We start from the raw sequence: 12,589 nt of genomic DNA on the forward strand, positions 1-12,589 counted from the left end.
CGTGCGTGCCGCAAAACCAACGCGGGGGCTGCTCGGCGCCCTCGGGCTGACGGGCGCCATCATCACCGGCTGTGGCGACAGCGGGGGTGACGATCAGGCCACCAGCGCAGACACGACGAGCGACTCGGGGTCCGGGAGCTCGGACGAGTCGGCGGGCACCGACACCGAGACCGAGACCGACACGGGCACGGAGACCGGTGACGAGCTGTGCCCGAGCCAGGGCGTTGATCTGGACAGCCCGCCGCCGCAGCTGCTGTCCGAGCTGTGCCTGGTCCGCTGGACCGGGGACCAGCTCGAGTACGAGGACAACGTGTTCGCGTACGACCTCAACACCGTGCTGTTCAGCGACTTCGCGCTGAAGGATCGAGCGATCTACATCCCGCCCGGCGAGACCGCGAGCTACGTCGACAACGGCGTGATCGACTTCCCGGTTGGCACGGTGATCCTCAAGTCGTTCATGTTCCCCGCGGACATGCGCGAGCCCGAGCTCGACATCGATCTAATCGAGACGCGCCTGCTGATCCGCTACCCGAACGAGTGGAAGGGCTATCCCTACATTTGGGATCACGAGCTCGGCGACGCGGTGCTGACCGTCCAAGGTGAGGTTCGGCCAATCGACTTCATCGGGCCCGACGGGATCGAGCGCACGGCGACGTATCTGGTTCCGCAGAAGAACCAGTGCCTCGAGTGCCACGAGGTCAAGGACGAGCTCGACGAGACCGTGGTGGTGCCGATCGGTCCGCGGCCTCGCTACCTCAACCGCGAGTCGCACGTGGTGCCGGGCACCAATCAGATGACCGTGTTCACGGACGCGGGCTGGCTGACTGGGGTGCCGGCGATCGACGAGCTGCCCAAGGCTTGGGATCATCGCTCGCTGGCGAACACGCCCGTCGATCAGATGGACTACGCAACGATCACCACGGCCGCGCGGGACTACCTGGACATCAACTGCTCGTATTGCCACAACCCGCGGGGGGTCAACGGGATCTCGTCCCAGCTGTTCTTGAATTGGGACAACGAGGACCTGTTCCACCTCGGGTACTGCAAGAAGCCCGGCTCGGCCGGGAAGGGCGGGGAGAACCGCGAGTTCGACATCGTGCCGGGCGACGCGGAGGCCTCGATCTTGGTCTACCGAACCGAGACGCTGGACCTTGGCTCGATGATGCCGCTGATCGGGCGCAGCCTGGCGCACGAGGACGGCACGGAGCTGCTGCGGGCGTGGATCGACGGGCTTCCACCCGACGATTGCCAGGAGCCACCAGAGCCCTAATAGGGATCCATTTGGACCCCACTCGAGCGCAGCGAGTGTGTCGTAGCGCGCGGAGGCGAAGCCGAGCACGGTGCGAGTCCGGGGGGACTGGGGTATGAAAGCTAGGGGGGGCGGGGGCCGCGGGGGACGTCGACTTCGCCGTCGGCGGCCCCGCGCATGGGATCGCAGCTGTGGCAGGGCTGGATCGTGGGCGGCTCGCGCAGGCTTGGAAGCGGCTCGGGGTCCAGGGGCAGCTCGATCCCGGCGACCCGCCAACGGCCTGCCCGGCGGGCGTGGATGCGCAGGTGGACGCGCTCGCCCTCGATGATCACCCGCGCGAAGCCGGGGTGTTCGGTCTCGAGATCGGGCAGCAGCGTGTCGCCGCGACTGGTCCGCGGGGTGTGCTTGGGCCCGCCTGCAGATCCGGACACGACCTCGAAGATCGGCTTGCTGACGAAGGTCCGCGCGCTGCGGTGGATCGCGTTGGATAGATCTTCGCTGACCTGTAGGTCGCGCTCGAGGGCCCCGAGCACGCCGACGAACAGCCCGTCGGTGAGCGCCTGCTGCACGAACTCTGGCAGGTAGCGGTAGCCCGTCCGCTGCAGCCGCCCGCCGACACCGTGCGCACCCGCGGACTCGACTGGGATCGGCGACAGCAAGAGGCGAGGGACGGCCGGCGCGGCGGCGAGGGCCTCGAGCAACGCGGCTTGTTGGGACAGCAGCGCGGCGGTCAGATCGTCGCTAGCGAGCGCGGGGTAGTGCCAGAAGCTGAAGTCCAGGGCGACCAGCTCGAGCAGGGTGTCCTCGGCTGGCGGCGCGATCGTGCAGGTGTCGAGCTCGCAGCTCGACACCAGCGCGACCTGGCCGGCCTCGCTCACGCGCAGCACATACGCGACGCCGGGCTGCTCGTAGGGCGTCGGGGTCACGCGCGCCTCGAACCCCGTCATGCCGCAGCGCCACGCGTCGGGCCCAGGCAGGCCCCACACGGCGGCGCCGGTGCTGTGCACGACCCGGGTGAGCTCGGTGAGGGCGGGACCGGCGTGAACGGCGTGGGGGTCGGGGCAGGGGTGAGCGCGATCGGGGCCCGGCCGGCCGAGATCGGTCCCGAGCCACGCGATGATCGGCGTGCGCCCGGCCGCGGCTGCGTTGGCGAGGACCCGCTCGAGCTCACCGGCGACCAAGCGGGTCGCCCGGCTCTCGCGCGGTTGGCCGATCACGATGATCTCGACCCCGGCGGTGACCGGCTGCGCCGGGACAGCCCACGCGGCCCCGCGGTGGCGGCAGCCCGCGCCAACGCCGAGGATCAACAGCAACGCCAGCGCAGCCGCGCGAGACAGACGCAAGGCGAGACCGCTGCGCACGGGCGTCACGCTATCAGTTTGGCGGGCGCAGCGTGCATACTCCCGGCGTGGCGGACCAGACCAGCGAGCGCGAGGCTGCCCGCGGCGCGCCCTCGCGTCGCGCGTACTTGCTGCTGCTTGGCTTGCTGCTCGCGTTCGCGTTGCTGCGGGTCTGGAAGCTCGAGCTGGATCCGCCGATGACCGTCGTGCGCGGCTACAGCGGCCAAGCCCACTTTCGCGACGAGGCAGCCAAGGCCCACGAGGCCCGCAACATGGCCAAGTGGGAGCAGTGGTCGCTCTCGCCGGCCGACGAGTACGGGTTTTGGCGGGCGCAGTCGCCCGCGTGGGTGTGGGGCGAGTGCCTGTGGTTTCGCGGGTTCGGGGTTGGCCTGGTCCAGGCCCGCAGCTTCGTGGTCGTGCAGTCGATCGTCGCGCTGGCGCTGCTGATGTGGCTGGCGCTGGTTCGCCACGGGCTCCCGGCCGCGGTCGCGACGGGGCTGCTGCTCGGGCTCAACTGGGCGTACTTGGTGTACTCGCGGCTGGCGCTGATGGAGGGCGCGCTGCTCTGCTGGCTGCTGGTCGCAACGGTGGGGCTGTCGCAGCTCGAGCGGCGCCCGCGGCAAGCCGGGCGTTGGTCGATGTTCGCCGTGTTTGCGATGTTGGTCGCGTGCACGATCAAGCAGACCGGCCTGCTGTTGGTGCCGGCGTTTGCGGTCGCGCTGACGCTGCTGGGGCTGCGGGCCGCGGCGGTGGCCGGCGGGATCCAAGACCCAGGCGCGCGCTGGCAAGACCGGCTCAAAGCGCGGCTGCGCAGGCGCGAGGCCCGGGTCACGCTGATCGCCGTTGGCACGCTGACGCTCGCGCTGGCGCTGTTGGTGCTGCGCCCCGAGTACCAGCAGCGGCTGGCCTTCAACGCGGTTCACTTCACCGCGGCCTACGAGCAGTCGGTCTGGCAGCGGGCCATGGCCACGCTCGTGCGTGGGTTCTTCAGCATGCGCTTGCAGCTGATGTTCATGCTGCTCGCGCCGGTGATCTTGTGGCTGGCAACGCTGGAGCTGGTGCGCGCGCTGATCTTGGTGTGGAAGCGTCGCCGCGCCCACAAGCGTGGTGAGCCAGCTCCGGCCGCGTCGACTGCCCAGCTCGAGAACCCGCTCGATCGCCAGCTCGACCCGATCGATCTGTGGATGTTGGCGTGGGCGATCTTTGCGTTGCTCGCCAACCTCGCGAGCCCGCACCGGGCGATTCGCTTTCAGTTGGTGTTGCTGCCGCCCGCGGCGTGGCTGGCCGGCGCGGTGATCGGTCGCGCGTGGCTGCACAGCTGGCCAACGGCGCGCTGGGGCCGGGCGGTCCGGGCCGGGCTCGTTGCGATCGCGCTGCTCGGGACCACGCTGACCGGCCTGCGCTTCGTCAACTGGATGCGCGACGGCGACCTCTCGGCCGCGTGGATCGGTGACGAGCTGACCGCGTTGATCGGCGATCGCAAGGCCGTGGTGGTGGGTGAGTTCGCTGCCCAGGCCGTGTTCGAGACCGACTACAAGCACTTCTACGTGCGCCCCAACCAGTTCAATTATCGGCCCGAGATCCTGTATCAGCTGGGCATCACGCACTTGGTCGTTGCTGGCGACGAGGACTTCGTCGAGGAGCTCATGCAGGACCAAGCGCCCGAGATGCTGGTCGCGCGGCGCAAGCTCGGGCAGGTCGTGTTTCGTCGCAGGCAGCTGGACGTGTGGGAGATCGCCGCGCCCGAGCGCCGCGCGGAGTACCGCGAGTGGGAGGCCGCCAACAACGAACGGACGGAGCGCGAGCGCCTGATCCAGCGCCAGCGCAAGGCCAAGGAGCGGCGGGCACTCGAGGCCAAGCGCAGTCGCCTGCAGCGTGCACAGCTGATGTGCGTGCCCGACTCGATGCTCGACCAAGAGGAAGAGCCGATGACGCCGCTGCCAGTGGTCGTCGCGCCGCGGGCTCAGATGATGCCCGCTCGCGGCCGGCCCCCGCACGGCGCGGGCGCGACGTCGCGGCCAGAAGATTGACCCGGCATGCCGGGTTGCGGGTGGCCTACGCGTCTCACCAAGACTCCACGGCATCTTCCGGGATCCCCCGCTCGTGGGGCAGCTCGATGGGATCGCTCCACTCGCGCTGCCAAGTCGAAGACCCGATGACACCGCTGCCAGTGTCTGTCGTACCGCGAGCCCACACGGCAGGTGCACGGTGCTCGACCTGGGCGGCGAGCCTGACGACGACGCGCGTCGGTCGAAGGCCAACGCGCCCCATCGCAGCCCCTGGGAGTCACCGCTGCATCTCGGCGTAGAATTCACCCGACTCGGGGTGAAAGTAGACGTTGAGGACGTCGTGGATCTCGACGTCGAAGCGCTCCTTGGCGAGCGGAAAACGATTGAGCTTGAGGACGAGCTCGTAGCTCTCGGGGGCCTCCATCAAGCCCAGGCTCTCGAAGCCTCCGTAGACCGTGGGGTACCCGCCGAGCTGGCAGTGGCCGCCATCGTTGTTGGTCAGCCGCCGACGGATATTGTCGAGCTCTGCCTCCCACTGCCAGTCACCTAGTCGCTTGTCGTAGGGCAGCTCTTTGCCGTCGTTCACGACCAAGGCTCGTGCGGGAACCACCCGAACGCCGTCGGGCGCGGAAATTGGCGCGAGGTCCTCTCCTGCGTCGTGAGCCCAGATCGTCACGTGATCGGGGTCGCCCCACTCCACGTAACCCTCTGCTTCGTTGAGGAAGACCGTGATCCAGCGAGCCTTGCCCGGCGACCAAGAGTCCGCAGCAAATCCGAACCGGCCTAGACAGGTCATGGCGTTTGGCCAAGCCGTACCCGATGGTGCGAACGGGGTGCCGCCCAGATACGAGGTTGTGGGGTCGACGCTCGCCTCGGCCCCGGGATGGAAGATGGTCACGTCGCGGACCAGAGTGTTCAGTTCTGACTCGTTCGGCATCTTGACTCGCTGGGAGGCTAGCAGTTCGAAGGGAGCGGGAGCCAGTCCCTCACCGAGCCGAGAACAAACCTGCTACATCTTGGTGCGTGACCGGCCGTCAGCCACTCGCCGCCCGGGTTGCGATCTTATCGGTCTTCTACATGGTCCAGGGCCTGCCGTTTGGGTTTCAGGCCAAGGCGCTGCCGGTCTACCTGACGACGCACGGCCTGTCGCTGACCAACATCGGCTTCGCGGGCGCGGTCTCGGCTCCGTGGCTGCTCAAGCCGTTGTGGGCACCGATCGTCGACCGCTACGGCAGCGCTCGGTTCGGGCGGCGGCGCAGCTGGATCGTGCCGTTGCAAGCCGCGCTGGCCAGCACCTGCTTGGGGCTCGCGTTTGTCCCGGCCGAGGCGCTGGGCTTGTTCCTTGGCATGATCGCGCTAACAAATTTGTTCGCGGCGACAATGGACATCGCGGTCGATGGCCTCGCGGTCGACATGCTCGAGGCCGAAGAGCTGGGCTGGGGCAACATCGCGCAGGTCGTTGGCTACAAGATCGGCATGCAGATCGGCGGCGGGATCTTGCTGTGGGCCAGCCAGTGGATTGGCTGGCGCGGTCTGTTTCAGGCCATGACCGCGGTGATCGTCGTGGCGTTGGTCGTCACCTTGATCTGGCGCGAGCCCCCGCGCAAGGTGGCCTCGGACGAGGCCGAGGCCCAGCTGCGCACCAGCATCCGGGCGATGCTGAAGACCCTGGGCAAGGCGCTGGCGAGCCGCGGCGGCGTCGCGTTGTTGGTCGTGATCGCCACCTACAAGATCGGCGAGTCGATCAGCGACGCAATGTTTGAGCCCTTCTTGGTCCGCTACGCCGACTGGGGCGAGTCACGCGTGGGCCTGGTGCTCGGGATCTACTGCATGTTCTTCTCGCTCGCGGGGTCGTTCGTGGGCGGTTGGTTGGCCACGCGGATCCGCATCTTGCGGGCGGTGGTGGGGTTTGCGATCGCGCGCAGCTTGGCGATCGGCGGCGTCGTGTGGCTCTCGACCTTGGCCCCGGGCGAGATCGGCGACGCCCAAGTGGTGCTGGTCAAGGGCCTCGAGGAGCTCGCGGGCGGGGCCCTGACCACGGCAATGTTCGCGTTCATGATGAGCCGCGTCGACAAGCGGATCGGCGCGACTCACTACACGTTGCTCGCGGGCGTCGAGGTGTTTGGCAAGGCCCCGGGTGGCCTGCTCTCGGGGGTGATCGCCGACGCCGTTGGTTTCACGGCAACCTTTGCGAGCGGGCTTGGACTCTCGGTGGTGTGCCTGCCGCTGCTCGCGTTGGTCCGCAGGCGCCCGTACGCGGGCGACTGAGCCGAAGAACTTCCCCGCCGCGCTGCTCTACACTGGCGGCATCGCAGCTTGCTCGGCCGCGAGCTCTTTGCGCAGGCGCAGCTGGTAGAGCGCGCGGTCTTCGGGATCCATGTCCTCGAGCTCGGTGCTGGTCTCGATCCGCAGCGAGTCCCCCGCGCCGCTCTTCTCGTGCACTTCCGTGATCCACGTGCGCCCGGTGTAGGGGTTGTGGTGCAGGGTGCGGACGATGGCAGTGCGCCCGTTGTCGCGTCGGTAGACCTCGAAGCTCTTCACCGACCTGTCCTCTGCCTCGTGCATGCGGGCGGACCCTAAGGGGTTGAACGCCAGGGCGCAACTGGCCTTGCGACCGGTTCGGAGGTTGGGGCGCGTGAGCGCGAAGGTAGCGTCACACTTGCGCGACGAAGAGTGGTCGCTCGAGTTGCGCAGATTGTTCGCAAGCGGTCCGAAACCTGCTCGCATCGGACGGGGTCCAAGTCTGAGCAAAGCACGGGCCTCTGCCACGCAGCGTTATCAAGCAAGTCGCGTGATCGAGGAATTCATACCTCTTGCTGGGCCGGCTCGACCCGCGCAACCCCGTCAACCTTCCGTGAAGTTGTTGCAGGCGTCGTGGATGACCTCGAGCGCGTTTGAAAAGAACGCCGAGTAGTCGTCGGCGCACACGTCACCCATCTGGCCGTAGCTGAACTTGTTGACCAGCTGCGAGATGCGATAGGTGATCTGTGCGCCCTCGAAGGGGACCGCGTTGTTGCACGCGTTGGGCGGCGGGAGCCCGCCGAGCGCGAGCATGACGATGTTGGACTCGATGCCCTTGCGCGCGACCAGCTGCGCGAACCAGTCGGACGGGCCGCCGGGCGAGCCCTGGTCGAACATCGCGCCGTCGTCTTCATCGGTGATCACGATCAGGACCAACAGCGCGTCGTCGCGGATGAAGCCCTCGTTGCAGCCACCCGGCGCGCCAAGCTCGGGGCCGATCGCACGCAGGGCGGCCTCGAGCTGGTGCTCGTCGGTGTCCCCGTTGCCGCCGATGTTGGCGGCGCAGGTGAACGCGGGCGCGAGCTCGTCGGCGAGCGAGATGAACCGGCCCGCCGTCCACGGCCCGCACGAACCACCGGCGCTGCTGGTGACCAGCGCGCCGAGCTCCTGACAGGGCGGATCGTTGAGCGCGTAGGCGTCCGTTGTGACCACGCCGATGTGATAGTCGTTGGCTTCGTCGAGGTTGGCCTGGATGCCGGCGATGAAGCCGTCGAAGCTGGCGATCAAGTTGGCCTGCTCGGCGCTCATGCTGTTCGAGTTGTCAATCACGAACAACAGGTCGACGACGGTGCAGGGGGTGTCCGGCTTGTCGCTGGGGGTGTCGAGCTTGGGTGGGCCGCCGTCGTCCGTGGACTCGTCCGACTCGTCTGACGAGCCGGCGTCTTCGTGGGGCGGTGAATCGTTGCCGCTGTCGGTGTCCTCCCACCAAGGATCTTGGGGCGGCGGCTGCCAGTCGTCGTCGTTGTTGCCTTCGCCGTAGTTGATCTGTTGGCAGCCCGCGCTGACCACCCCCAGCGCCGCGACCACGCTCAGCAGGCCGGCGAGCTGCGCGAGGCGTCGAACGCGGTGAGCGACTACAGGCACCACGTTCAACATAGACGGGTCCCAGAGCTTACGCACGCCTTATCGCGGGTACCTGGGTTGCGAAGCTCGAAGCCGGGCGCGAACCTAGGCCCGATGGCTGAGGCGCTCCTGTCCCTGCGCATAAACGGTGAGTCGGTGCACGCCGCCGCTCCCGCCCACTGGACCTTGCTCGAGGTGCTCCGCTACCGGCTGGATCTGATCGGTAGCAAACAGGGCTGCGACAAGGGTGACTGCGGGGCGTGTACGGTCCAGGTTGACGGAGAGCCTGTGCTGGCGTGCCTGACCCTGGCCTGCGCGGCGGCTGGCCGCGAGGTTCGGACCGTCGAAGGGCTGGGCTGGGCGCCCGAGGCCCGCGACGGCTGCCATCCGCTGCAGGACGCGTTTGATCGGTGGGACGCGGCCCAGTGCGGGTTCTGTACGCCGGGGATCTTGATGAGCGCCGAGGCGCTGCTGCGCAAGGCCGGGCGCGTCGTGACCCGCGAGGAGGTCCGCGAGGCCCTGGCCGGCAATCTGTGCCGCTGCACCGGATACACGAAGATCATCGACGCGGTCGTGGACGCGAGCGCGATGCTGGTGGGTCCGCGCGAGCAGGCCTGAACCGCAAGGAGCGAACGACATGCCAGAGCAAGACAGCACTGACGAAGACGTCGCGCGAGACGAAGTTGGCGAGCAAGCCGAAGTTGGCGAGCAAGCCGAAGCACCGGAGCCGGAGCTGGTCCGGTGGCAGCTCGGCAAGTCGCACCGCAAAGTGGACGCGATGGAGCGGATGCGCGGGATCACCCGCTACACCGACGACATCAAGCTGCCGGGGCTCTTGCACTGCAAGATCCTCCGCAGCCCGCACCCCCACGCGAACATCCTGAGCGTCGATGTCAGCCGCGCGCTGGCGATGCCGGGCGTTCACGCGGTCCTGACCGGCGCCGATCTGCCGGTGCCCTACGGCGTGATCCCCTGGACGCCCGACGAGACCGCGCTCGCCTGCGGGAAGGTCTGCTACGTCGGCGATGGCGTCGCGGCCGTGGCTGCGATCGACGAAGACACGGCGATCGCCGCGTGCGAGGCGATCGAGGTCGAGTACGAGCCGCTCCCGGCCTACTACGATCCCGAAGAGGCGCTCGCGGGCGCGCACAAGATCAACCCCTACGCCAAGCGCGGCAACCTCTCCAAGGACGTGGTGCTCGAGTTTGGCGACGTCGAGGCCAGCCTCGACGGCGCCGACATCGTCGTCGAGGGCGAGTACTACTTCGAGGGCACGACCCACGGTGCGATCGAGCCGCACTGCGCGGTCGCCCACGTCGAGCCCAACGGCCTGCTCACGGTGTGGTCGGCCACCCAGGTCTCGCACTACCTGCACCGCGAGCTCGCCAAGGTGCTCGGGCGTCCGGCCCACACCATTCGCGTGATCCAGCCCCCGCTTGGCGGCGCGTTTGGTGGCAAGTCCGAGCCCTTCGATCTCGAGTTTTGCGTCGCGTTGCTGGCGATCCGGACCGGGCGTCCGGTCAAGTGCCTCTACACCCGCGAAGAGGTGTTCTACAGCCACCGCGGCCGCCACCCCATGCGGATGCGCTACAAGACCGGGTTTCGCCAGGACGGCACGATCACCGGGGTCTCGGCGCGGACCTTCATCGACGGCGGCGCGTACTCGAGCTTTGGGCTCGTCACGACCTACTACTCGGGGCAGCTGCTGTGTGCTCCGTATGCGTTCCCGGCCTACCGCTTTCACTCGACCCGGGCGTACACGAACAAGCCGGCGTGCGGGCCCAAGCGCGGCCATGGCTCGGTCCAGCCCCGGTTTGCGATCGAGGTTCAGCTCGACAAGGCCGCCGTCGAGCTTGGCTTGGATCCAATCGAGCTGCGCCGTCGCAACGACATCGGGCCCGAAGGGGTCACCGTCAACGAGTTCAAGATCGGCAGCAACGGGTTCCTCGAGTGCCTCAGTCGGGTCGAGGCCGCCTCGGACTGGGGCCGACGGGCAACGCTGCCCTATGGGCGTGGGCTCGGGATCGCCGGCAGCACGTACATCTCGGGCACCAACTACCCGATCTACCCCAACGAGATGCCGCAGGCCGCGGTCCAGGTCTGCCTGGATCGCAGCGGTCGCGCGCGGGTGTTCTCTGGGGCCAACGACATCGGCCAGGGCAGCAACACGATGCTCGCGGTGATCGTCGCGCAGGAGCTCGGGCTCGAGCTCGACGACGTTCGGGTGCTCTCGGCCGACAGTGATCTGTGTCCGGTCGATCTTGGCGCCTACAGCTCGCGGATCACCTTGATGGTCGGTGGCGCGTGCTTGGACGCCGCCCAAAAGCTGCGCCGCAAGGTTCGGGCTGCCGTCGCCAAGCGCTGGGAGCTGCCAGCGCGGCGCGTCACGCTGATCGATCGCAAGGCGATGGACCTCGAGGACCCCTCGCGCAGCGTGTCGATCGTAGAAGCCTTCCAGTGGGCCGAGGCCGACCACGGCCTGCTCGGCGAGGTTGGCAACTACAACACGCCCAAGGACCGGCACGGCAGCTACCGCGGCGGCACGATCGGGGCCTCGCCTGCGTACAGCTTCACGGCCCACGTCGCCGAGGTCGAGGTCGACCCCGACACCGGGGTCGTCGAGGTCAAGCACATCTGGGTCGCGCACGACTGCGGGACCGCGCTGTCGCAGCGCATTGTCGAGGGCCAGATGGAAGGCTCGGCCTACATGGGCTTCGGCGAGGCGCTGATGGAGCGCCACGACGTCGACCCCGGTCACAACGGTGTCCACATTGGGCCAAGCTTGCTCGACTATCGCATGCCAACGTTTCTCGATACACCGGAGCTGCACGCCTTGATCGTCGAGGCACCCGACGCCCAGGGCCCGTACGGGGCCAAGGAAGCCGGCGAGGGGCCGCTGCACCCAAGCATCCCCGCGATCGCCAACGCGATCTACGACGCCGTTGGCATCCGCCTGGACTCGCTGCCGTTCGCGCCGCCGCGGGTGTTGACGGCGATTGAGGATCGCCTGGTGCTCGAGCACGCGGGCGAGCTGCCCACGTTCAAGGTTGGCCGCGGTCGGCCCGAGCTCGCCAGCAAGCGCGCGGCGGGGGAGGTGGCCTGATGCTGCGGCTTCCACAGTTTGGGGTCGCGCTGCCCGCCAACGTAGACGCTGTCGTCGCGCTGCTGCGGGACAACCCGGGGGCGCGGATCGTCGCGGGCGGGACCGACATCCTGCCCAACCTCAAGCACCGGCTCGACGAGCCGGGCATGCTGATCAGCCTTGCCCAGGTCGCCGAGCTGCGCAGCATTGCGAAGGTCGAGCACGACGGCCAGGCGTGGGTGGAGATCGGGGCCGGCAACACGCTCACGCAAGTCAGCGAGGATCCGCAGGTCCGCGCGCTGTTCCCCAGCCTCGCAACCGCGGCCGGCCTGGTTGCGAGCCCGCTGATCCGCAACATGGGCACGCTGGGCGGCAACGTGAACCTGGATACCCGCTGTCGCTACGTCAACCAGACCAAGTTCTGGCGGCAGGCGCTGGGTGGCGGCTGCCTCAAGTCCGAGGGCAAGGTCTGCTGGGTGGTGCCGACCGGGCGCAACTGCGTGGCCGCGATGAGCAGCGACTGCGTGCCGGTGTTGATCAGCCTCGACGCGCAGATCGTCCTGGCCGGTCCGCAGGGCCAGCGCGTGGTCCCGGCCGCGAGCTACTTCAAGGCCGACGGCCTGCGCCACACCGTGCGCGAGGACGCCGAGCTGACCACCTCGCTGCGGGTGCCCGTACCCACCACGCCAACGCGCAGCGCCTACGCCAAGTGGACGGTCCGCAAGAGCATCGACTTTCCGCTGGTCTCGGTCGCGCTGCGCTTTGATCTGGAGGCGGACAGCGTGGACGCGCCAGTGACCAAGCTGGTGGTGGTCGCGGGGGTGCTTGGGGCCAAGCCGCGGATCGTCAGCAAGCTCGACGATGCAATCGGGAAGCCGCTGTCGGATCCGGCGCTGTCGCGGATCGTGTGTGCGGCCGTCGCCAAGCAGTGCAAGCCGCTGGAGAATGTGCCCTATGAGGCGCCGTATCGGCGGCGGATGTTCGAGGTGTTCACGCGCCGGGCGATCGCGGAGCTGGTCGCCGCGGGGTAGCGGGGGGGCTCGAG

At 68.3% G+C, this 12,589-nt stretch carries 10 protein-coding genes; 6 read left to right on the forward strand and 4 right to left on the reverse strand.

Features of this window, described 5'->3' with window-relative positions:
* Window position 1: 1 nt before the first annotated feature.
* Window positions 2–1,270 (forward strand): SO2930 family diheme c-type cytochrome, encoded by a 1,269-nt coding sequence (locus DB30_RS00555; RefSeq protein WP_052545953.1) that lies wholly within the window; start codon window positions 2–4, stop codon window positions 1,268–1,270.
* Window positions 1,271–1,371: 101 nt separating this feature from the next.
* Here the strand turns inward: DB30_RS00555 and DB30_RS00560 are convergent, their stop codons facing one another.
* Entirely contained in the window at window positions 1,372–2,610 is a 1,239-nt protein-coding gene (locus DB30_RS00560; protein WP_146657742.1) for a hypothetical protein, read from the reverse strand.
* A gap of 47 nt (window positions 2,611–2,657) precedes the next feature.
* Between DB30_RS00560 and DB30_RS00565 the strand changes: the two genes are divergently transcribed.
* Window positions 2,658–4,619, forward strand: coding sequence for a hypothetical protein (locus DB30_RS00565; RefSeq protein ID WP_052545955.1), 1,962 nt, complete (start codon window positions 2,658–2,660; stop codon window positions 4,617–4,619).
* Between the two features lie 256 nt (window positions 4,620–4,875).
* Here the strand turns inward: DB30_RS00565 and DB30_RS00570 are convergent, their stop codons facing one another.
* On the reverse strand, window positions 4,876–5,496 hold the full coding sequence (locus tag DB30_RS00570) for a YwqG family protein (RefSeq protein WP_146657743.1): 621 nt from the start codon (window positions 5,494–5,496) through the stop codon (window positions 4,876–4,878).
* 125 nt (window positions 5,497–5,621) lie between these two features.
* Between DB30_RS00570 and DB30_RS00575 the strand changes: the two genes are divergently transcribed.
* Window positions 5,622–6,866: an MFS transporter gene (locus tag DB30_RS00575; RefSeq protein WP_240480131.1), complete on the forward strand. Its 1,245-nt coding sequence runs from the start codon at window positions 5,622–5,624 to the stop codon at window positions 6,864–6,866.
* 27 nt (window positions 6,867–6,893) lie between these two features.
* On the opposite strand, the gene DB30_RS00580 is transcribed toward DB30_RS00575, so the two are convergent.
* Together DB30_RS00580 and DB30_RS00585 are read right to left on the reverse strand one after the other, a co-directional pair.
* On the reverse strand, window positions 6,894–7,163 hold the full coding sequence (locus DB30_RS00580) for a hypothetical protein (protein ID WP_052545958.1): 270 nt from the start codon (window positions 7,161–7,163) through the stop codon (window positions 6,894–6,896).
* A 279-nt stretch (window positions 7,164–7,442) separates the two neighbouring features.
* Window positions 7,443–8,483 carry a hypothetical protein gene (locus DB30_RS00585; RefSeq protein ID WP_146657744.1) on the reverse strand — a complete coding sequence of 347 codons (1,041 nt, stop codon included), beginning with the start codon at window positions 8,481–8,483 and terminating at the stop codon, window positions 7,443–7,445.
* A gap of 93 nt (window positions 8,484–8,576) precedes the next feature.
* Here DB30_RS00585 and DB30_RS00590 point away from each other — a divergent pair, with 93 nt between their 5' ends.
* The 3 genes from DB30_RS00590 to DB30_RS00600 are packed head-to-tail and all read left to right on the forward strand — an operon-like array spanning window position 8,577 to window position 12,575.
* Window positions 8,577–9,080 (forward strand): (2Fe-2S)-binding protein, encoded by a 504-nt coding sequence (locus DB30_RS00590; protein WP_052545960.1) that lies wholly within the window; start codon window positions 8,577–8,579, stop codon window positions 9,078–9,080.
* 19 nt (window positions 9,081–9,099) lie between these two features.
* Window positions 9,100–11,565, forward strand: a complete 2,466-nt coding sequence (locus DB30_RS00595) for a xanthine dehydrogenase family protein molybdopterin-binding subunit (protein WP_052545961.1) — start codon at window positions 9,100–9,102, stop codon at window positions 11,563–11,565.
* Window positions 11,565–12,575, forward strand: a complete 1,011-nt coding sequence (locus tag DB30_RS00600; RefSeq protein WP_052545962.1) for an FAD binding domain-containing protein — start codon at window positions 11,565–11,567, stop codon at window positions 12,573–12,575. The genes DB30_RS00595 and DB30_RS00600 overlap by 1 nt, the downstream gene beginning before the upstream one ends.
* Window positions 12,576–12,589 lie beyond the last annotated feature (14 nt).

The sequence above is a fragment of the Enhygromyxa salina genome, from assembly GCF_000737335.2.
GTDB lineage: Bacteria > Myxococcota_A > Polyangia > Nannocystales > Nannocystaceae > Plesiocystis > Plesiocystis salina_C.

Bases quoted from the DNA above. Each gene is read 5' to 3' on its own strand.
- DB30_RS00595 (WP_052545961.1), top strand. From the start codon at position 9,100: ATGCCAGAGCAAGACAGCACTGACGAAGACGTCGCGCGAGACGAAGTT.
- DB30_RS00590 (WP_052545960.1), top strand. From the start codon at position 8,577: ATGGCTGAGGCGCTCCTGTCCCTGCGCATAAACGGTGAGTCGGTGCAC.
- DB30_RS00600 (WP_052545962.1), top strand. From the start codon at position 11,565: ATGCTGCGGCTTCCACAGTTTGGGGTCGCGCTGCCCGCCAACGTAGAC.
- DB30_RS00580 (WP_052545958.1), bottom strand. From the start codon at position 7,163: ATGCACGAGGCAGAGGACAGGTCGGTGAAGAGCTTCGAGGTCTACCGA.